Here is a 21,437-nt window from a genome sequence, read left to right on the forward strand (position 1 = left end):
GAGTTGATAGGGTTATTAATAATCCGGACAGGTTTGTGTGTTGAAACACTGCCAGCTGAATGAAGTTCCATTATTTGTGGTGGTATAGATCTTTAAGCAGTCAGCTTCTTCATCATACACCATCATGCCTTCCACAGGAGTGGCAATGGCATTCACCTGGGCTGTGGTAGGAATCCTGTTCACGACAAATCCTTTGGTTTTAGCCTCCAGTGCTGTCCATGCTCCTTTACGAATCATGGGCCAGTTACCGTTGTTTATTCCGGCTCTTCCCAGTGCTGTTATACCAGATTTAGTATCCAATACGGTTCCGGCCAGTACTGCCGGCTTGTAACAGAAACATCCTGAACTGATGGACGCATTTTGAGAATCACCTATTGCCTGTCCTGCAGCTCCTGCAATAGTGGGAACACCATTAGCATCAACACATGAAGAGCCTGCACATAAATTCTGATTAGAAGCCGTAGACCCTGTTCCTACAGAGAGGCTGCTTGCCGCAGTTACTAATTGTAAGCTTGCAATATTTGCAGCTCCTTCCAGTGCATCCACACATCCGTCATTATCTGAGTCCAGGTCAAGCTGATTGGGAATGCCATCCAAATCAGTATCTATGGAAGTACAAGTCTCCTGCCCGTCTAAAAACACATCAAAACCATACGCCCAAACATCTGCAGCTACTCTTAATTCAGCATTGGTGATTGTTGCCGTAGCTTGGTAGGTTGTAAAAACAGTTGCATCCGGCAGAAACACGATCTTCCTGTCTGCATCCCGGATAAAAACAGCTTTCCCATTGGCATCCACCATTGCTGCTTCATAGGTTCTGGTTAAGGAAGCAATGGTCATCTGTATTGCTCCGGACTGGTTGAATGTACTTTCCGGCCAATATCCATTGGTAAAAACAGCATCACCAATAAGTCCGTAGGGAACATCTGTATTTAAGTTATTATTAGTAACCTGATATCCGTAATCTGTTGCATTATTCTGGGAAACAATCACTCCCTTGCTATTATTTTCGGACCAGGAAAGTATTCTGGTATTTACGGCTGTTGAAAGCTTATCCACGGAGGTTTGGGCATCAGCTGCTGAGGACCCTACATAGAAAATATCTATATTATCAGTCAATAATTGTGCTTCAGTAATGGCTGCTTCAGTAGCATAAGGTACAAATGTAATCCCTGGAATTTTGTCATAAGTGCCTGTAGGGCTAAAATTAGCTGTATTGCTGAGCATGTTGATCATTAACCCAGTTCTTCCAAGAGCTGTATTTAGATACCCTATTCTCAGATTTCTGGTCAATCCACTACAAACGTTCCCTTCATTGGTATCCAATATACCGTCATTATCATCATCCAAATCTGCAGCATCTGGTAGAATATCTCCATCGCTGTCCAGACATTTCCTGATCGTAGCATCCAATGCTTGAGGATCATAGGTACTCAGATAATCCGGAATCCCGTTAGTATTGGTATCTACAATATCTGCTAAACCATCACTGTTGGTATCTGTTGCCGTACCTGCCAGTGAAGTAAAGGTATAGTTAGGAGTTAAAGAAGTTGTTGCTCCGGCTTCTAAAGCATCACTACAGGTATCCCCATCTGAGTTTAAATCCAGATGATTGGGAGTACCATCCCCATCCGTATCTAATGTGCTGCACTGAGGCGTAACAAATCTGTCAAAAAAATAGGTCCAGGTATCTGCAATGGCCTTTTGGTCATTGGTCGTCGGAGTGACCATGCCGGATTCAGCATTATATATGGTAGCATCCGGGAAAATCAGCAAATTATATCCTCTATCTGTAATCACTACAGGTCTGAGATTCGCATCTGTCATCAGAATGTCAAACTGCCTTGTAGTAGACTGGATCGTCATCTGAACTGTCCCTGACTGATTCAGGGAAGAAGTTGGCCAATATCCGTTGGTGTAGGTATTCGTTCCTATAGTTCCCGAAGGTGTGTTGGGATTGACATTATTAGGGGTAATGGTATACCCATAATCTATAGCATTATTCTGAAGGGCAAATATGGATTTGCTGTTATTCTGGGCCCAGGTGATCAGTCTGGTATTAAGGGCTGTAGATACCTTGTCTGCACTGGTGGTAGCATCGGCCGCCGAGGAACCTACAAAAAATACATCTACATTATTGGCCAGTAAGCTGGCTTCAGTGATACTGGCTTCGGTAGCAAAAGGCACCAATGTGATCCCTGTGGTTTTATTATAAGTACCGTAGGGACCAAAGTTATTTAGGTTTAACAGCATATTGGAAGCCAAACCATCGTCTCCTACGCCACTGTTTAAATATCCTACCCTGATGTTCCTGTCTATTCTTCCGCAGAATTCTCCTTCGGTAGTATCTGGTACTCCGTCATTATCATCATCTATATCAATAGGGTTTGGAACCCCGTCGTTATCTGTGTCGGTACACAGGTTCTGATTAGAATTGCTGGCATATTTTGCATAGGTGGAAACATAAGAGACCTGTCCGCTGTCTACACTGGTTTCTACTGCATTCGCCAAACCATTGGCTCCGTAAGGCGCAGGTAAGATGCTGATCGTTTTATTGGAAGTCGCTCCTCCTTCGTATGCATCCGGACAGCCATCTCCATCACTGTCGGTATCCAAATGATTGGGCTTTCCGTCTCCATCCGTATCTACACTGCAAATTCCGGGTTTCGGATGTGCTGAAGGGATATAAACCGTAGCTGTTGAAAGCAGGGATGAGATTTCGTGTATTGCAGCCGTACCCGCAGTTACAGAGGTTGCATTGCCTGCAGAAACGGTTCCTATATACCTGATCTGGTAATATAAATATGCTGTTGTAGAAGTATTTGTAAAAGTAGGATTGGTACCAGCTATACTAATTCCGGCACCTGTGGTAAGAAGCGTAAAGGTGGTACCATCATTAGAACCGTATAATTTGGCAAAACCACTAGCCGCCATTCCACTGGCAGCCTGGGTAACCGACATCGATTTTAGGATTACCGGAGTTGGATACTGTACCGTAAAGATTCCTGATCCTGAAGTGATGGTTTGTAATGCTGCAAAATTATAAGCAGTAACGGTAGTTCCGTCATTAAGGTTATCATTATAAAGCAACGGAATCGTATTTCCGGCCGCAGGATCCCCGACTCCCCCATTTAATGTGGAAATGACAGAAGTAATCCTGTTGGCTTCGTATACCGTATAGAAGCAGTCCGGCGATTCTTCCGCATCCGGAATACCATCGTTATCGTCATCCAGATCAATGACATCTGTAATGCCATCACTGTCTGAATCCTGGGCTTTTACTATATTTGTTCCTGCCCAAAAAAACAAGAATATAGTAAAGAAGCCAACTAAAAAATTAAAATTTTTCATCATTTGTATTTTATGTCTCCAACAACTGAACAATTAAACTCATTAATTTTTATTAATAAATTTTTCCAACTGCATATTTTTTTCTTTTAAAGTTTTTATTTCTTTCTTTAATTCAAAAACATACAAATACAGTTCTTCTATTTTTTCCAGGTTTATTTCCGCAGCTCTGTTGAGTACAATTCCACCCTGAGCTTCTATTTCAGAGGCAGAAGGAACTCCAGGTAAATGCTTATTAAGGCGTGTATATTCTTCCACCTGATCCAGGTCCATCATTGTATAAGATGGCTTTAGCTTTGATAATCCGTCAAAATGCTTTTCAAACACATAATCAGGGGTTATTGTTCCCGAGGCTAAAATGTTACCAATAACATGCAGCTTTTGCGAAGGGCTCATTGTTCCTATCCCGAAATTCCCGTTGGTTGCCAGGATAGCTCTGTTGGTTCCCACTCCAAAAACCAAGGGCCCGGAAGAAGTGTTGGTCCCTACGAATAATTCCGTGCTTCCGGTAGATAATAACCTCGAAGTCCCATCCGTTAAAAGCTCCATATCCAACATTCGGCTGGAGCCAATCAAAGCTCTGATCAAGGAGCTACTGCTTCCTCTTGTAATCAGCCTTGTGCTGCCCGGGACAGCTACATTAATATCAAACGCTATATGATTGTTTGTATTGGTAGTTCCATTTTGAAACCACAGCATTTTGTTATTGGTTGAAACCATTCTGTCACCCGTAAGAGTCCCATCAGAATTATAAATATTAACTCCCTGCGGAAAGGTAACGGAGCTTGAAGAAATCCCGTTTACCGTAGTAGTCAGTGTATTTCCTGAAATGGTGTTGGTCACACTGTTGATGATAGGTGCTGTACGTGCAATCCCGTTGACCGTTGAGGTCATCGTGTTACCTGAGCTGCTTAACAGGTTTGTAGTAGCTGCCGTAATAGCAGGACCCAGATTAACCGTATTGCTTGCAATTCCATTTACCGTGCTTGTTAAGCTGCTCCCGGATAATGCCAATGCATTAGTGTTAATTATAGGAACAGTAGCCCCCGTCACTCCATTGACCGTTGTAGATAAGACGTTCCCTGAAGAGGTGTTGCTTACAGTATTTACAGCCGTAGTACTCGCTGCAACTCCGTTCACGGTGGAAGTAATCGTATTGCCCGTTGAGCTCAATACATTGGTTGTGTTTCCTGAGTTTTTTGCCAATACCCATCTTGTCCCGTCATCATAATATAATGCCGGAATCACATCATTTACTGTTGCTGTGTTATAGGCTACCATTCCCGCTACGTGAACTGATAGAGGAGCCGGAGAAACTGTGGAAACTAATGCTAGCCTTGGAGGCAGAAGTCCTTTGTTAGCTGAAACGATATCTAATGCTGCATCAGGATTAGGAGTAGAAGTATTTATGCCAACCTGAGCAAATGAGAAAGTTGAAATCAGGAAAATTCCTGCAGAAATTACATTTTTTTTCATTGTGTTGTTTTGTTTTTAGAATGTCTGTTTAATCAAAAAGCGAGAAGAAGGAAAAGTGATAATTCACTTCCGATCTCAACTTATTGGTAATTTAGATTATTATACCTGTATAGAAAAGGTATAGGAAGGGTTACAGTATTTTTCATCATTTGTGTTGTGTTTTTATAAGGCTGCCAAAATTGTATAGAAATAAGTATAAAATTTTATAACGTAATTTCTAAATAAGCTTCCGAATATTTTATCATTTGTTTTCGCTTACAAATCAATAAAAATATTCTATCAGAAACAAAAACCCGAGGTACCAACAGAGTACTTCAATTTTTAACAACCTGTAAATCAAAACGTTAATTAATTACCTAAATTATTCCGGAACCATACAACCATATCATCTTTTGCAGGTACGGAAAGTCTTTTTCTTAAATTGTATTTGTTATTTTTTACGGTCTGGACAGCTTTAAAGGTATACTCCGCAATATCTTTTGTATTAAATCCCAAATAGATATAAGCGCTTAAAATAAGCTCAGAAACTTTAAGGTTAGAATTGATTTCTAATAACTTTTTCTGAAAATCCGGATATTTTTCCTGAAAGTGTCCCCAAAATTCAGGGCTGTTGTTCTTAGCCAGATACATTATTCCATCAAATGCTTCACTGGTTTTCTGCTCCGATAATAAAGCTTGTGTATTTTTTTTCTTTTTACTTGAAGCCAATAGCATCCTGTAAACTAATGGAATCATTGTGACAGCACTCCCGATCAATAAATAATATATAATAAGATTTTTCTTTTTTCTTTTTTTGTGTTGTTTTGCTAACATGCTAAATTAAGTACCATTGATTAATAATTCTTAAAGACATGAGTAATAATGGCGTGTTTAAACCGCAATTATTAAAGATGAATTGTAGTCGATTGCTTAGGCCCAATGTCTAGCTGCTCGTTGTACAATATCATTTTAAAGTAGAAATATGCATCCTTTTTCATCGTGTTTTAAGTTTTTGTGTTAATAAAGAATTTTAAAATTCAAACCACAAAGCAAGAGAAGTCAGAGTTGAAAACAAAAAAAATAAGGTACCAACGAGGTACCTTTTATGCTAAATACAACAATAACAGCTACTTAATCACTCAAATTGGTTTTATGCAGTGAATATCTTTAATTTTTTTATAATAGAAAATCTATCCTTTTCCATTAAAAGATTGATTGGTAAATTTGTGCTGAAATTAGGCCTTACCTAAATGATTCTCATCCATAGTGTAATATCTTCCTGCTGAGGAACATTCAGCCTTTTTCTAAGATTATATTTATTATTTTTTATCGTCTGTACAGCCTTAAAAGTATATTGGGCAATATCTTTCGTATTAAATCCCAGGTAAATATAGGCACATAGGATGAGCTCCGACGTTTTTAAATTAGGATTAATGATCAATATTCTTTCGCGAAATTCGGGATATACCTCCTGAAAGCGGCCCCAGAATTCCGGGCTGTTTTCCTTTGCCAGCTGTATAACTTCTTCAAAACTTTCATTTACTTTCTTCTTAAGCGCTCTTACCTGTTGATCTTGCTGTAAAATAGCTGCTGTATTTTTTGTAAGTAAAAAGTCTTTTTTCTTATTTTTCATGTAGTGTGAAAAACTTAGCACACTGATTATAATAATAACGCCTAAAAATAGTCCCCCTAAAAGATAATACAGCTTCATGTTTGAATTTTGATTCTGTTTCTTTTCATCATTAATAAACTTTTTTTCAGTAGCCTGTATGGCTATTATATTATTTTCAGCTAAACTATCTCTTAGTTTTGTGTATTTCAGTAAATACTCATTGGCTTTATAAACGTTATTTTGGGAACTATATATTTCAGCTATGTCTTTATAATTCTTCATCACATTTTTAGGTCTCTTCATTCTCATGGATGCTTCGAGGGAATTCTCATAAAACGCCAAGGCTTTACTGTACTCACCTTTATACTTATAATATCGACCCGACATATAATTAAACACCAAATAATCAAAAGTTTCCGTAGATTTTTTTAAAAGACTTTCAGCTTTATCCAAGTAAAATTTTGCGGAATCTTCATTTTTTCTTTGAGTGATAAAATAATCGGTAAGATTAGTGGCTTCCACTACTCTAGGAGAAATTGTATATGCTTTATGGATATAATAGTACGTTGAATCTTTATCCTGCAGCAATTCAAAATTAACAGCCTTATTTCCGTAAATAAAATGGAGCTGTTTTTGTTTCTGCTTTTTGTCCTTTAATTTAAATGCCTCTTTTAATGCCTTATTATAATTTTCATTTGACTTTTCAGTGAAGCCTAATGCATAATAGTTTTTTCCGTACCATGTAAATAATGATGATAATAAAGCTGGGTCATCTCCGTATTCGGAAGTCAGATCTTCTGCTTTTTGCAGATATTGTAGCACTTCATCATATTTTCCTAGAGAATGCAGAAAACCCGCAATATAAATATATCCCCGTGCTTTTCCTTTAGCATAATTAATTTTCTCTGACAGCTTAATTGTTTTTTTACTGAACTCTATACCTTCATAGAACTTTTCTTCCTGAAAATATTGATAGTACTTATCTTTCTGTAACTGATCTATTTCGGACGGGGACAACTGCTGAGTATAAAATACACAGGACAGGAGCAAAAAAAAGGGCAATATAAAACGGTACATATATTTTTAGATAACACATCTGATAAGCAAGTTATTCTGAGCAAGATTTAACAGTCACAATCAGTACTTACTAAAATTAATAAAATTTAACCATTATTCCATATAAATAACGATAATTTAAAAATATGACTGTTATATTATTGTATTCTACGAAGTACACGCCTAATATTCAGAATAGATAATTAAAGAAACATTTTCAACACATTAAAACAGAAAATTTTAATTTTAAAAGTAACCGTTACCAATAGACAGCATTAGATATACAATCTCTGTAGCCGGCAACGTAGTGACCAGGGTCCGAAATGGATGGCTCCAGAGGACAAGAAAAAAGGATCTTCTATAAAAGATACCACATTTCTTCCGATGGCAGAAAATTTGTAATCATATCAATAAAAATATCCTATGAACAATACAGTAAAAATAGCGTTAGCCCTGGCGGCAGGAAGTTCTTTACTTTATATGGGTCTGCGAAAAAAAAACAAAAAGAAAGAGGTATTTCTTGCCCCCGACGGAAATACTTATAAAGAAAATGAAATTTACCGCACTTATGACAACAAATTGTTTAAGAATGGTAAAGAGTTTCATTTTGAGACTCCTGAATTAGATGACCACTTTCCTAAATCAAACACCTTTTACGGTACAATGAATGGGAACACTCATTTAAAACAACAAACGGCAAACAAGAATGTTACTTACCATCATAAAGGGGTAAGGCATCATTAAAGCTTCACCCCTATTACCAACCACAAAAAATAGTATTATGAGAAATTTATTATGGCTTGTTGCAGTAATCTGCATCGTTGTATGGCTATTAGGAATGCTGGGGATTATCCCTGGTATGGACACCGGAAGTTTAATTCATACTCTTCTGGTTATTGCTGTTATTGTTATTTTGATCAATTTATTTACAGGACGAAAGCCCCTGAATTAAATATCAGGAAACAACCAATAAAAGGATGCTACTTGGCATCCTTTTTTATTTGTTCTCAACACAGGGAATCCTTCGTTTTACTTCAGAGAATAATCTCACCCATCCAATTCAGTTTTTGAGCCTAAAATAAAAACATGAGAATGCCCGGATTTCACATCCAATGTGACGGTTTTCAACGCATTGAATATTTTCGTAAACATTTGGAATCCAACCACTATTCGCAATAAATCACTTTTTAAGGTAGGTCATCATACTTGGGTTATTGCAGCTGTAAATGGCCTTACTAAAATTATAAATTCTCTTTATATTTCACCAATAGATATTCAATTATTCTTTTCCTTATATTTACAGAATATACTAGTTATTATGACAAAAAAAGTTGTCCTTGTTCAAGATAATGAAGCCATCTTGGATATAATGGATCAAGTGTTGAAAGAAGAAGGTTTTGATGTTACTTCATCATTAACAACTGAACCGATTGAAAAAATCGACGAGATTGAACCTGACGTCGTTATTGTAGATGATTATATCAAAGGAAATAAAAAGGGATCAGAGGTCATCGAAGAATTAAAATCTGTGCCGGAAACAGAAGATATATCAGCTGTCCTGACTTCTACGGCTCATGATTTACCCGAGAAAGCAAAAGAATGCAAAGCAGATGACTATATTGAAAAACCATTTGATATTGATCACATGATAGAAGTGGTTAAAAAAAATTCTTAATCAGGTCCATACTCAACCTGGTTAAAAAATTGGTTGTGTGTCGCAAGATAGAAAGAAAATTTACAAATTGCCGATATTAGTTCCCAAATTAGGATTTATTTACCTTAATGCTTCTATGGGTAGTTTCAAACATTTTCGTTCGTTTGTTCACGACCCTTTTCAATATTTGATTTTAATTATTCTCAAACTTCACGACAACATTTCTGTTACCCAATGTAGCAGCAAATTCGGTCGGATTGTCAACATCTCCAAGTTTTGTATAGCTGTATGTGGTATTGAAGCTCCTATATAAAATAACACCATTAATTTCCGAAATTCACAAAGTGTGGGATTTCTGTCCCTAAGTCATTCACTGGCAACACATTGTTCCGGTTGCTGTTAAAATCAAAAATAGAATTATTATCGAAAGGAACACGGGGATAGTACGTAAAAGATATTTGAATTCTATTGAAAACCAAATATGGATTATTTATCAAAACACCAATTCCTATTTTAGTGTTACTTTTTGTTTTTAATAATTTATCATCAGGCATACCCAACCACCCGACTGCAGCAGTCAGATAAGGACTGAAATGAAAATTCTTCCAGGTTTTATTAATAAAAAGCTGAAGCTGATATCTCAAAACTAATTTTTTTGTTCCTATATAATCTGAATTATAAACAGGAAATTCATCTGCAGAGGAAAGATTAATTCTGTCTTTATAAGAATAATTGTGCTGCGGATTTCCTAATGCTAAAGTTGGAGAAAAGAAATGTCTTGCTTTGGCAAATTTCCAATCCATAAGATTAGTAAAATAAGTTCCATCTAAACGAAAAGACTCACGGTTTTGACTGTCTTCATTAAAAAACCTTCCAAACTGAGCTTTCACATTGAAATAACCGATCTTTATAAAATTACCATACGATGCAGAAACTCCCACGTAAGGCTTCACCTCATTACTTCTTGATAAAACTCCGGCAGTAAGATTCATTGAATTGCCATAGGCAATATCTTCCGGCAAATTATATTGAAAAATATTCTTCTGAACTGAAAAGTTTCTGTGAATAAATCCGGCAGACATCAGAAAACTGCTGTAAGAGCTAAAATATTGATATTGGTCAATTCCCGGACTGTCTTTATATTGATAATTCTGGAATCTTCCTATCAATGCAATATTACTGTCGACTTTTTCATTTGAATCAGATGAAACAGGGATTTGATAACCACCCCATAAATCCTGGCTGTACACCTTGATCTGCACTTCCGGAAATGTGGTGCCTGTCTCTACTGGAAGTGAAACATTCCGCATAAAATATTCGAAAGTAAAACCACCTGCCCATTTTGTAAGGGGTGAGAAAAAATCTCTTCTGACATTGAAATTGATTCTTTCATTTTTCAAAAAATCACGTTCTCCCAATATCTGAGCATTAATATAAGAACCCCAAAGATTAAATGCAGTATAGCTTCCTAAAAGATAGTCCTGCTTTTCTTTGGAATCATTTCTATAAAGCAAATTCAATTCATGTCCTAATCCCAATAGATTTTCTTCGGAAACCCCTAAGCCAATTTTACTTCCTGAATAACTGACTCTCGGCTTTAGACTCCAGGAATCGAGAACTTTTACCACAACATCAATAGAATCTTTGCTGGAAGTACTGTCTGAAACACTAATATTCACTCTGTTTATAAAAGGCATTGCTCTTAGCAAACGTTCAGATTCGTAGAGTTTCTGGGCATTATATTCTTCACCTTCCTGAAAAAGTAAATAATTATTAACAGTAGAAGTTCTTGTATTCGCATGAAGGTGATTGGTGAACCAATCATACCATCTGGATTTTTCTTTTTTTTCTTTTGAACCATATCCAAAAGGGTCAATTGTTTCTATCCTGATATTTCTGATATATTTCCCATTGTGAGTCTTTTGTAAAAGTTTCTCAGTTCTTGTTTTAACAGAGGCAGAATCTGCCTCCCTACGAAATATAAAACGGTGAATAAATTTGGTAACTTTTCTTTTATCCGAAAAGTTTTCAATTTTATAATAAAGCGAATCCTTTCTTTCCTGTGCACTTAAAAAGAAAAAACAATTTAAAAAGAAAATAAGAATTACGACCGATTTGTTCATCAATAATTAAAAATTAAAATTTAATATCAATTAATAAGCCAATATAGGGTAATATAATAATTTAGTTGCACCTTCTGTTTCCGGCAATTACCATTATAATTATGATGAAAACTTCAATGATCTAATTGAGTGATTTTTATTGGATTTAAAAGCTTCGGAATGAATGCGATACGTAACTCTGCCAGGTAACGGTTAAAAATTAATACCTGACTTACTGTGGAAAAATATTTACCTGCAGGTAAAATGATCGATTGCCAACTACCAATGAAGCATTAACACAGACCGGAGTGACCCGGGGAGAAACATCCAGACCAATAGCACCTTGGCCGACCACAGGTGGCTCTACGCGATTCATGATTCAGTAATTCAGCTTGGAAACTATTAATTAATAGAATTCTTTATCAGAAAATTTGAAATCCTGTATTTTAGGCAGGGGTCTTATTAAAACTCTTTTTTTTCTTGCTTTCAATGCTTTGGCTGAACCTGATATTTCATCAGTTTCGGTTCTGATCCCTGTAACCAAATCAAATTTGGTTTCTGTAAATATGGTATTTTCATCAGTATAACCTTTGGTTGCATTATTCGTGAGCTTATTGACATAAATTAATTCAAAATTACCATTTTGATATTTGAAATCATATGTAATATTCCCGCTTTTAATTTCACTCCACATTTTTAAAATCCCGTTTTCAATAAAGAAATCGGGAATTTGATATCCATTAAATTTACCTTGGTTTTCGACGGGATATTGCGGTTCGATGATTTGAGTTGAAGATACAGCTAAAGTTAATTTTCCATTGGGTTGAGACAGAAAAATTTGTAATCTTAACGGTCTTGTCTCGTCTACTGTATCCATTTTTACGGTTATTTTATCCATTTTGCCGTCATTATTTAAGTCACCGTTTTCTTCCCTGACCTGATACGTATAATTGTCTTTAGTCTTAATACTTTGGGCAGATAAATTCATTGGGACTGAAATTAAAATGAATATAAAGTATAGGTAAATGTTGTTCATAATTCTATTCATTTATTTTTGGTTTTTAATGGCTATATCACCTAAGCTATTTTCTGAAAATCTCAACAACAATTAACAACATTATTTTACCGTATAAAAGACAGAATTTCATTAAATGGTTTTCCGAAGATAATTCCATATAAAGAAACCACAAATAAAACAGCTATAATAATTAAAAAAACGGGTTTATATCTGAATACCAGCCCTCTCTTTTGAGTATATCTGTAATTGATGTATGTACCGATTAAAAAAAGCCCCGTAAATAAGAGTATAAAATAATTGACCTGCATACCATATTATTTTACTTTGTCGATTCGTACTTCAACAGGATAAATTGATGATTTTCCAACTTCAAATGAAACTTCTACTTTATCATTCGTTGTTAGGGGTTGGCCATCGTTGTCGTAGAATATTGTTTTATCGGAGCCACGTCCTGCATCTTCAGGAACAAAAACACTGTTGTGCCCATCTTGTTTCCAATCCATCTCTACTGGCGTAATTGTTTCTCCGTCATCGCCAGGTGCTGTATTCACATATACGGTTTGAGGCCTGTCAACGTACACCGTCATTCCCGCGGAATAATTCAAATAGCCTGTAATAGAAAAACGTTTGCCTTCATTCACCTCTTTGGCTGCGATTATTTTTTGGACCGCTGTTTTGGATGATTCTACTGGTGTTCCTTTCTCACGGTTTTTACCACTTTCAAAATAGGAGCACGATGTGGCTGTTAGTAATGCTCCTGCAACTGCTGCCGTTACCAATAATGTTTTAGTTTTCATATTATTTTTTTTAATGATGTTTTTGGTACCGCATACTACTTATGGTTTCTCCATATTCTCTTCGTAGCCTGAACTAATTCTCTGACTAATTAATGATTAAATAACTCAGCAACTACTTCTTCCAATTTTTTCTGTAACTGACCTGTTTCAGCCGTTGTCACTTTTCGGTTGATTCTCATATCATTTCTAAGTTTCAGATAATAATCCAATTCATTTTTTGTCGTTGCAGGTTTGATCTGATGAAAATTTGAGCCTATCCAATACTCGCCTTTACATTTGTCATTATATAATTCTAAAAATATAAAATCGTCCTTTTTATCTCCATTGATGTCCTTGATAACGAACGCAGGAATAGTAAGATCACAACCTTTGACAGTCAGAACAGATTTAAACTTTGAAACCATCTGATTTGTTTCCGGGCTGATAAAAAAGTAGGTTAATGATGATGTCTCTTTATCATCCCTCTCTACTGTGCAGATTGCCAATACAACCGGTTCATTGTCTGCTTTTGTGATATAAACATTTTTAAGCGTGACAGGAATCAGCTCTCCAGTATTATCATTTTTTATTTTTGAAGGCACAATCTGCTTTGCATAATCAAAAGTGTCCCTTCTCCAGTCCGGAAATGTACTGGGAATAACTGCTTTACTTTTCTGTGCAGTGGCACTAATAAATAATAACAGGGATATGAAGAATAATAGTTTGCTATTTTGTATCATTTGTTATGTATTTAAACTCTGTAATATATCACATGATTGCCGAATTTTTTCAAAATTTTTATTTAAGCTGAAAAGAAAACATAGCAAAATTCAAGAGAATATTACCATGTTAAAATACGAAAAATATAACTCATTAAAGAAATAGTAATTTTATTATGATGATACCCCTAACTATCCTCATGGATGAATTGGTTTACATCACAGAGATTTTTTCCAAAATCTGTATCCTGCCGAATAGATCTCTACGTGTATATCGTAATCAGGAAGGTAAAGCTATATCACAAAATGAATATGCTGAACTTTGTGAAATAACTTCCTCTACCATTTCAAAGTTGAAATTAGAAGAAGGTTATAATGTTCCAATGTCAACAATTTATAATATACTTAGATACGAGCGCTATTCGTTAGAAAAATTCTTTAAAGAATTTGAAACAGTGAAAGGCATAAACATACCAGATTAATTTACGTTCTCCAAAATTCAAAATGCACAACAGGCTCAGTATTATATATTATTATGACATAAGGGTGAACGATTTCTATAAAAGCACAAACACTATATCAATTTTTGAAAAATTAATAATCTTATTTCATTAGAAACAAGCTCATATTTTATATATAGCTATAGCCCAAACCAATCAAGGTAATAAAAATGCATAATTCCAATCGCCAAAAATATCATAATATATAAGGGAATATTGCTTTTGAACACTTTGATTAATGAAATAACAAAAGTAATTATAGAAAGGAATAATGATACTCTATATAACTGAAAAGCAAAATTCCATTTTGAAGGTAATCCAAAGGATAATAAGTAAAAATTATCCTTAAGTGTACTATTAATTCCTAATCCTAAAGAAATTGTAAACGCTATTAGGAGTAAAGATGTTAAAAATAATAGAAAAACATTCACATTTATTTTTCCCTTTTTAGAAATGATTGTAAATAAAGTACTTATAAACACTACAAAAACAACCATTAAAGTGATAATCAAAGGAATAAAATAATACCATTGCTTTGAACTTATATCTCCTGTCATTTTAACAACCCCTTTGTTTAAAGTAATCCCTGTTTTAAAAACTACATATTTCTGATTAAAGTATTGTTTCAAAGAATCTGTTATGGGTTTACTTTCAACAAAATTTCTAATAATGCTAGCTCCCGATTTTGTATACCCTAAACCATGCCCATAAGTATATCCGTTTACAATTAGACCCTTATTATTGAAATTCAGAGCCGTTTCGTTTGCAAAATAAGTTGGTGTAATCGGATCAAATCCTCCAGAAAGGATTAATACTTTGAACGGATTGTCATTTTTTAATGATATATTTCTTAATTTTAGTATATCTTGAGTATTATTCCATTGACTACAAACACTAAAATCTGATCTATAAAAAGATAAACCTCCATTCAGTTTTTTGTATTTTGATGAGATTGAATCATATTTCTGTAAATTATTATACGGAATAACTTCATTACAGGTAAAACAAAAGTAATTCCCATAATTTAGTGATAGTGCTCCCGAAAAAGCCTGAACTAATCCTGCCAAAGTAGCAGTATTTCTTTCTTTAAATTGATAAATCAAGAGAGGTAATACTTCAACTAGTTTCTTGTCATACAATGACTGTTGTATGGCAATTTTATAATCTTCTGCATTGTAAGTAAACTTTCCGGATTGAACGATTGATTGGTCTACTTCTACAGTAATGGGTTTCTTTTCTAATTCTGAAATAGTATTGTAATAAACTTCTTCCAAGTTAGGATATTCTTTATTACACTTTGTATCTTCTTTACAACTTTTAAAGAGTTTGCTTAAACTCAACATATAGTTTTGAGTGTTATTGGTGTAATATTCTGAAATATTGGGGATAGAAGAATCTAATGTTAAGGATTGTACATCATTTGGGAAAATTTTAGCATAATTCTGACTGATATATGTTCCATAGGAAACGCCATACACATTCCATTTCTGAATTTTCAGTACATTTTTCAAAGCATGCAAATCATTTGCGACCGATGTACTGTTGTATGAATTTAAATCGATTCCCTGATTTATCATATCTTGTCTGCATTCTAGCGAAACCTTAACTTTATCTTTAACATCCTGTTCTTCAGATTGATTTTTAGATAGAATTTCGAAGAATTTTTTGCCCAAATCAGGGCATAGTTTAGGTTCTGAAAATCCTGTCCCTCTTAAATCTAACAATATAATGTTATGATTTTTTCTCAAAGGATGATCCACCCAAAACATCGTTTCAGTAATGGTATTTCCACCTGGTCCTCCCTGAATAAAAATAACAGGTTCTTGTTTGGAAGTATTTTTTGACTTCAATACAGCAACTGCAAGGGAAATTTTCCTTTCATTTACTTTTCCCCAATTTTCAGGTACTGAAAAACGATACCAATCTATATTATCTTTTCTTAATTCTTTTGAGTCTGGAAAGTAAGACTTTACTTTTTCCAATTTAGTTTGAGCATTTAAAACAATGCAAAAAAACAGTAATATAAGTGTAAAAAAACGAAATATTTTCATCTGTTGGTTATATTTATTTTTATGATCAGATGGAACACCAGAAATCATTTTATTATGATTGAAAACCTCTACAATGTGTTTAATTTTATAATAGGTTCAAATTAATTTGTTCTAATTGTATATTTTGCTTTCGAATATCATTGTTAGAAGCTATACAACATTGATATTCTTGATGTATAAAAATTTCTTTTAAATAAAATTTTTCTTTGTCAATTAAAGTTTGACCTTGAAAAACTTCAAATGATTGTAATGGAATTAATAATCCTTTGCCATGAGCTTTTATAACGGCTTCTTTTTCTGTCCAGTAAGTGAAAAAACTTCTAGCTTTATCTCCCGAAAAATGCATTTTGTTAAATTCATTTATAGTTATTTGAGATTTAAAATCATTGTAACTTATTTTAGGGTCTATGTATTCTATATCAATTCCAATAGAAAACTTACTGATTCCACAAACTACAATATTTCCTGCGTGAGATATATTAAAATGTAGATCTTGATTTTTTAAAAAAGGTTTATAATTTGTTGTTCGATCTATCTCATAATCTTTTATGTCAAAATGATTTTCTAATCCATATTGTAGAAGTACTCTTCCCAGTAAAGACAATTGAGCATCCTGCCACCTTCTGTACTTTAAAATTTTTGCATTGAATTCTTCAGTACAAATTTTGGAATACTTATGCAATAAATATTGGTGTTTTTGCTCGTCTATAAATGTATACAAAACTATCATTAAAAATCAAAATCAACATCTACGGAGCTCTTGAGTTGCTGTTCTTGAGCGGTTAATAATTCGGTTTCTATAATAGCCTGATTTGGATTTTCAAAAACCCAATTAATCAACACCAATATCTTATCCCAAATGAGTTCTATTATTTTAAGGTCAATACTTTCACTATATTCAACTTCACATTTTAATCCTTCTGATTCAAAGAAATTGAAAACCATCGGAAATCTATATTGGGTAGAGTATTCTTTTTGCTTTTTAAGTTTAAATGTCCCAAAGTCAACCTCACTTTTTGATAGTGTGTCAGAATGTTGATAGATAACTAAAAAATCGGTTATTTTGTTTAGATTTCCTGTAAACGGCAAATTCATTTGCTCTTCTAATGCAATTATTGAATCTTGATTTATTTTAGCCAAAGATGCAAAATTAGCATTTTCATTTATGTGTAAATTTAGTGGCAGGGTTTTAATAAACATTCCTATTGCATCTTCCAGTTGCACATTATTTCTTCCACTAAAAACAGTTCCTAAACAAATGGAATTTTGTTGGTATATTTTATTAAGTGCGGTACTTAATAGGGTAAGAACAATAGAAAAAGTAGTTACTTTATTGAGTTCTGAAATTTGTTTAAGCTTATCATACTCTTCTGGTGATAGTTGAAAATTTATATTTTTAATTGTTCCGTTCGCTTGGACATTTCCTAAAACTTTTGTTTTTACATTGATATCCCAAATATTCTCCTTTGATTGATTATTTTGAGTAAACAGCCATTCTGAATAATCCTTAAACTGAATACCATTCGTTACATTTATAGCTTTTCCATTATAAAGTTCAATAAGTCTATTCAAGATGATTTCTAAAGACATTCCATCAACAATAATATGATGGGTAAGGAAAACCAAATATTTTTTTTCATTACAGTTTATGATCGCTGTTTTAAGAAGTAAATCTCTTTCTAAATTAAAACTTTGGAAAACATAATTTTCAATTACAGAGACAAAATTGGCTTCTGATGTATCTATAGAATCTATTTCAAAACCGAATTCTTTTTTGATTAATTGAAATATTTCTCCTTCTTTTTCTATAAAATTGGTTCTTACTATTTCATGTTCTTGAATGATTTTTTTAATGTATTTTTCGAGTAAAAGGTTATCAAAACTTCCTTCAACTTCAAAAACAGAATACATATTGTATGCATTAGATAATTCTTCTTTTTGCCCAGCCAACCAGATATTCATTTGATCAGGAGTCAATGCATAAAATTCTTTTTCTCTTGCTTTAGTAATAATCGTTTTTTCTTTAGAATCATCATTAAAAACTTTTACTAAACTTTCAATGGTTTGATTCTGAAAGATCTGCTTTAATGATACTTCTTTGTTCAATTCTTTGGAAATAGTATTCATAATTTTTCCAGCCGCCAAACTATGCCCTCCGAGCTCAAAGAAGTTATCTGTGATACCTATTTTCTCTATCCCGAGAGTTTGTTGCCAAATTTCTACTAGTTTCTGTTCAGTTTCATTCCTCGGTGCTACATATTCTCTCCTGATTAAATCCTCACCAGTTACACTTGGTAATGCATTGCGGTCTATCTTTCCATTCGGTGTAAGCGGTATGGTTTCTAACTCTACAAAGAACCCAGGAACCATATATTCAGGTAATTTGCTCTGTAGATATTCTCTTAACCCGGTCTTATCTATATTACTTTCGTTGTCTTTGGTATAGTAGACTAATAGTACTTTTTCTCCATTGACTTCCTTAGCATCAGCTACTGCTTGTTTTATGTTTGGGTATTCCTGTAGTTTGGTTTCTATTTCTCCCAACTCAATCCTAAAGCCTCTCACCTTGACCTGAAAATCATTCCTGCCTAAAAACTCTATCTCTCCTTCTTCATTCCACTTTCCTAAGTCGCCTGTTTCATACATTTTCAGATTATTTTTATCTGTTGTTGAAAATGGGCTGTCAATGAATTTCTCTTCAGTAAGCGTTTCGTTTTTGTAATACCCTTTTGCCAATCCGTCTCCCGCAATGAAGATTCTTCCTACTATATTTTGTGGTAAAAGATTATGGTGTTTATCAATAATATAGATTTGGGTATTGTTAATAGGTTTTCCAATTTTGGAGGCATCCGATGGTTTTTCTATTTTCTTTGTACTCGACCAAATGGTGGTTTCGGTTGGTCCGTACATATTCCATACTTCTTTGGAGTGGTTTAAGAGTTTCTCTGCTAACAATCTATTCAGACTATCTCCTCCACATAATATTTTCAAATCTTTATTCCCATTCCATCCTGCATTGAAGAGCATTTGATAGAAGCTTGGTGTCGCTTGAATAATTGTTGGGTTGATGTTTTCTAACTCTGCTTTTAATTGTTCCGTATTGTTTAGTGTTTCTTTACTTGCAATAAATACGCTTGCTCCTGATATTAAAGGAGTGAAAAATTCTAAAATGGAAATATCAAAAGAATAGGTGGTTACGGAATACAGGATATCTTGTGGTTCGACTTTTGGTTTGCTTCGGATACTGGTTAAGAAGTTGGTTAGTGCCTGATGTCCTATTTCTACTCCTTTGGGATTTCCGGTAGAACCAGAAGTATAGATAATGTAAGCGGTATCGCTTGGTTTTGGTATATTGTGGATATCTACTTCTTGAATGTTTTCGAACTGAAGTAGTTTGTCCTTGGTAATAAAATTTGCTGTGCTTTTGTTTTTATTATCCGCTATTTTTATTGAATTAAATTCCTGTAAAAACATTTCTTCAGTAATGATAACAGAAGCTTGGCTATGATCGATAATATACTCAATCCTTTCTTTTGGAAGCATCGGGTCAATCGGAATATAGCATTTTCCTGATTTTAGAATACCTAAGAGTAACACGATAAGCTCTGCCGAACGGTCAACCAATACACCAACAGGCTCTTTATTCTTTCCTAAATTGGAAACTAAATAGCTTGCTACTCTGTCTGATTTTTCTTCTAATTCCTTGTAGCTTAGTTTTACTTCAGAATCTATTAAAGCAATATTCTCTGGGGTCTTCTCTACCTGCTGCTCAAATAACTCAACTATCGTCTCATCACTCAGATAATCTACCTTAGTATCATTGAACTCATGAAGTAGCTGGTCACGCTCCGATGACGTGAGATAATTTAAATCTTTGACTTTTCGGTTAGGACTTTTCAAAACTTCTTCCATAAGTGTTTGGAAGTGTTTTGTAACCTTATTGATACTTTCTTTTATAAAGTAATTCAGGTTATAATCAAAATCTATTTTTACATCCTCAGTCTCGTCGAATTCTCTTATGTACAATGCCAATGCTACCCTTTCCGACTCATGACTAAGCGGTACTACTTTAGTAATGGTATCTTTAAAATGAGATGAATAATCTTGTTTTTCGTAAGATAATGTAATATTGAATATTCTTTCTTTCTGATTAAAAACACCCAAAGAGTTTACCAATTGCCCTAAAGGAAATCGTTGGTGACGATAGTCTTGTTTAAGCTGGTTTTTAATCTTTTCAACTAATTCAAAAAATGTATTTTCTTCATCAATAGAAATCAATAATGGATTAACTCCCATGAATAAACCTACTGTCTTTTTAAATTTAGCTCCGGATCGGTTTAGAACAGGTAATCCGATTGAAACCAATTCATTTTGTGATTTTTTCCCTAAATAAGCATATAATATAGCCAATACAATATGGAATGTACTTGATTTTGTTTCTAAAGCCAGTTTTGTCAACTCATTATATTTGGCTCTTTTAATGATAAATTCTTTTCTAGAACTAGTATTCCTTGTTTTTGACGAATCCAGTTTTTGGAATAAATTTTCAGGTAGTGTTTTAAATTTTTCTGTCCAATATTGTTTGTCACCATTAAAATCCTCAGAATTGAAATAATTTTCATCTTCGGAGATAAAATTTTCATAAGAATATGGATATTCAGTAACAACTATCCCGTTTTCTAAAGTCTCATTATAGTTTTTTACTAAGCGCGTAAACATTAAAGAAGTACCCCATCCATCAGTAATAATATGGTGGTAAACAGAAAACAGGTAATGAAATTTTTCATCTACTTTAATGAGAACAAATCGGTATAAGAATTTGTCTTTTTCAACATCAAAAGACTTTTTAAATTCTTTTTGTATGAATTCCAATACCAAAACTTCTTTACTTTCTTTATTGGAAAAGTCAATATATTCAAGGGGTCTGATTTCAGTAGTGAGTAGCATTTCTGTATTGTTCAAATCTCCTTTCAAAAAGCATCGATAAGCATCATGTTGTTGAATTAAAGCAACATACGCTCGTTCAAACATATCTTTATTTAAAGAACCTTCTATAGAAATTTTAGCACCTATATTGTAAATAGGCTCATCAGCAAATAAAAGTTGTTCAAAATAAATATCTTGTTGTGGAAGTGTGAGTTTCATT

Annotated in this window: 14 protein-coding genes; 3 read left to right on the forward strand and 11 right to left on the reverse strand. The window is 34.0% G+C overall.

Features of this window, described 5'->3' with window-relative positions; all coding sequences use genetic code 11:
- Positions 1-15 precede the first annotated feature (15 nt).
- From V6R96_RS15940 to V6R96_RS15955, 4 genes are all read right to left on the reverse strand, one after another.
- Positions 16-3,351 (reverse strand): hypothetical protein, encoded by a 3,336-nt coding sequence (locus tag V6R96_RS15940; RefSeq protein ID WP_336379169.1) that lies wholly within the window; start codon positions 3,349-3,351, stop codon positions 16-18.
- A 42-nt stretch (positions 3,352-3,393) separates the two neighbouring features.
- A complete protein-coding gene (locus tag V6R96_RS15945) occupies positions 3,394-4,824 on the reverse strand; it encodes a hypothetical protein (RefSeq protein WP_336379168.1) in 1,431 nt (476 codons plus the stop codon).
- 348 nt (positions 4,825-5,172) lie between these two features.
- Positions 5,173-5,637, reverse strand: coding sequence for a hypothetical protein (locus tag V6R96_RS15950; protein ID WP_336389756.1), 465 nt, complete (start codon positions 5,635-5,637; stop codon positions 5,173-5,175).
- Between the two features lie 412 nt (positions 5,638-6,049).
- Entirely contained in the window at positions 6,050-7,432 is a 1,383-nt protein-coding gene (locus V6R96_RS15955) for a tetratricopeptide repeat protein (RefSeq protein WP_336379166.1), read from the reverse strand.
- 462 nt (positions 7,433-7,894) lie between these two features.
- On the opposite strand from V6R96_RS15955, the gene V6R96_RS15960 reads away from it, so the two are divergent.
- The 3 genes from V6R96_RS15960 (at position 7,895) to V6R96_RS15970 (ending at position 9,146) form a co-directional block, all read left to right on the forward strand.
- Entirely contained in the window at positions 7,895-8,215 is a 321-nt protein-coding gene (locus V6R96_RS15960; protein ID WP_111957498.1) for a hypothetical protein, read from the forward strand.
- Between the two features lie 37 nt (positions 8,216-8,252).
- Positions 8,253-8,423 (forward strand): lmo0937 family membrane protein, encoded by a 171-nt coding sequence (locus V6R96_RS15965; protein WP_111957500.1) that lies wholly within the window; start codon positions 8,253-8,255, stop codon positions 8,421-8,423.
- Between the two features lie 366 nt (positions 8,424-8,789).
- Positions 8,790-9,146: a two-component system response regulator gene (locus tag V6R96_RS15970; RefSeq protein WP_111957502.1), complete on the forward strand. Its 357-nt coding sequence runs from the start codon at positions 8,790-8,792 to the stop codon at positions 9,144-9,146.
- A gap of 302 nt (positions 9,147-9,448) precedes the next feature.
- Here the strand turns inward: V6R96_RS15970 and V6R96_RS15975 are convergent, their stop codons facing one another.
- The 7 genes from V6R96_RS15975 to V6R96_RS16005 all read right to left on the reverse strand — a co-directional run bounded on the left by V6R96_RS15975 (position 9,449) and on the right by V6R96_RS16005 (position 21,436).
- Positions 9,449-11,248, reverse strand: coding sequence for a POTRA domain-containing protein (locus V6R96_RS15975; RefSeq protein WP_336379165.1), 1,800 nt, complete (start codon positions 11,246-11,248; stop codon positions 9,449-9,451).
- Positions 11,249-11,633: 385 nt separating this feature from the next.
- Positions 11,634-12,215 carry a hypothetical protein gene (locus V6R96_RS15980; RefSeq protein WP_336379164.1) on the reverse strand — a complete coding sequence of 194 codons (582 nt, stop codon included), beginning with the start codon at positions 12,213-12,215 and terminating at the stop codon, positions 11,634-11,636.
- Between the two features lie 344 nt (positions 12,216-12,559).
- Positions 12,560-13,042 carry a hypothetical protein gene (locus V6R96_RS15985; RefSeq protein ID WP_336379163.1) on the reverse strand — a complete coding sequence of 161 codons (483 nt, stop codon included), beginning with the start codon at positions 13,040-13,042 and terminating at the stop codon, positions 12,560-12,562.
- An 89-nt stretch (positions 13,043-13,131) separates the two neighbouring features.
- A complete protein-coding gene (locus tag V6R96_RS15990; protein WP_336379162.1) occupies positions 13,132-13,761 on the reverse strand; it encodes a hypothetical protein in 630 nt (209 codons plus the stop codon).
- Positions 13,762-14,380: 619 nt separating this feature from the next.
- Positions 14,381-16,339 (reverse strand): alpha/beta fold hydrolase, encoded by a 1,959-nt coding sequence (locus V6R96_RS15995; protein WP_336379161.1) that lies wholly within the window; start codon positions 16,337-16,339, stop codon positions 14,381-14,383.
- A gap of 37 nt (positions 16,340-16,376) precedes the next feature.
- On the reverse strand, positions 16,377-17,021 hold the full coding sequence (locus V6R96_RS16000) for a 4'-phosphopantetheinyl transferase superfamily protein (RefSeq protein WP_336389757.1): 645 nt from the start codon (positions 17,019-17,021) through the stop codon (positions 16,377-16,379).
- Positions 17,021-21,436 (reverse strand): amino acid adenylation domain-containing protein, encoded by a 4,416-nt coding sequence (locus V6R96_RS16005; RefSeq protein ID WP_336379159.1) that lies wholly within the window; start codon positions 21,434-21,436, stop codon positions 17,021-17,023. The genes V6R96_RS16000 and V6R96_RS16005 overlap by 1 nt, the downstream gene beginning before the upstream one ends.
- Position 21,437 lies beyond the last annotated feature (1 nt).

It is taken from the genome of Chryseobacterium sp. CCNWLW53 (genome assembly GCF_037083525.1).
GTDB classification, from domain to species: domain Bacteria; phylum Bacteroidota; class Bacteroidia; order Flavobacteriales; family Weeksellaceae; genus Chryseobacterium; species Chryseobacterium lathyri.

What these genes read in the sequence shown, in the direction of transcription:
- V6R96_RS15980 (WP_336379164.1), bottom strand. Translation starts at nt 12,215, where the DNA reads ATGAATTTATCTGCCCAAAGTATTAAGACTAAAGACAATTATACGTAT.
- V6R96_RS15995 (WP_336379161.1), bottom strand. Translation starts at nt 16,339, where the DNA reads ATGATTTCTGGTGTTCCATCTGATCATAAAAATAAATATAACCAACAG.
- V6R96_RS15970 (WP_111957502.1), top strand. Translation starts at nt 8,790, where the DNA reads ATGACAAAAAAAGTTGTCCTTGTTCAAGATAATGAAGCCATCTTGGAT.
- V6R96_RS15975 (WP_336379165.1), bottom strand. Translation starts at nt 11,248, where the DNA reads ATGAACAAATCGGTCGTAATTCTTATTTTCTTTTTAAATTGTTTTTTC.
- V6R96_RS15960 (WP_111957498.1), top strand. Translation starts at nt 7,895, where the DNA reads ATGAACAATACAGTAAAAATAGCGTTAGCCCTGGCGGCAGGAAGTTCT.
- V6R96_RS16000 (WP_336389757.1), bottom strand. Translation starts at nt 17,021, where the DNA reads ATGATAGTTTTGTATACATTTATAGACGAGCAAAAACACCAATATTTA.
- V6R96_RS15985 (WP_336379163.1), bottom strand. Translation starts at nt 13,042, where the DNA reads ATGAAAACTAAAACATTATTGGTAACGGCAGCAGTTGCAGGAGCATTA.
- V6R96_RS15940 (WP_336379169.1), bottom strand. Translation starts at nt 3,351, where the DNA reads ATGAAAAATTTTAATTTTTTAGTTGGCTTCTTTACTATATTCTTGTTT.
- V6R96_RS16005 (WP_336379159.1), bottom strand. Translation starts at nt 21,436, where the DNA reads ATGAAACTCACACTTCCACAACAAGATATTTATTTTGAACAACTTTTA.
- V6R96_RS15990 (WP_336379162.1), bottom strand. Translation starts at nt 13,761, where the DNA reads ATGATACAAAATAGCAAACTATTATTCTTCATATCCCTGTTATTATTT.
- V6R96_RS15945 (WP_336379168.1), bottom strand. Translation starts at nt 4,824, where the DNA reads ATGAAAAAAAATGTAATTTCTGCAGGAATTTTCCTGATTTCAACTTTC.
- V6R96_RS15950 (WP_336389756.1), bottom strand. Translation starts at nt 5,637, where the DNA reads ATGTTAGCAAAACAACACAAAAAAAGAAAAAAGAAAAATCTTATTATA.
- V6R96_RS15965 (WP_111957500.1), top strand. Translation starts at nt 8,253, where the DNA reads ATGAGAAATTTATTATGGCTTGTTGCAGTAATCTGCATCGTTGTATGG.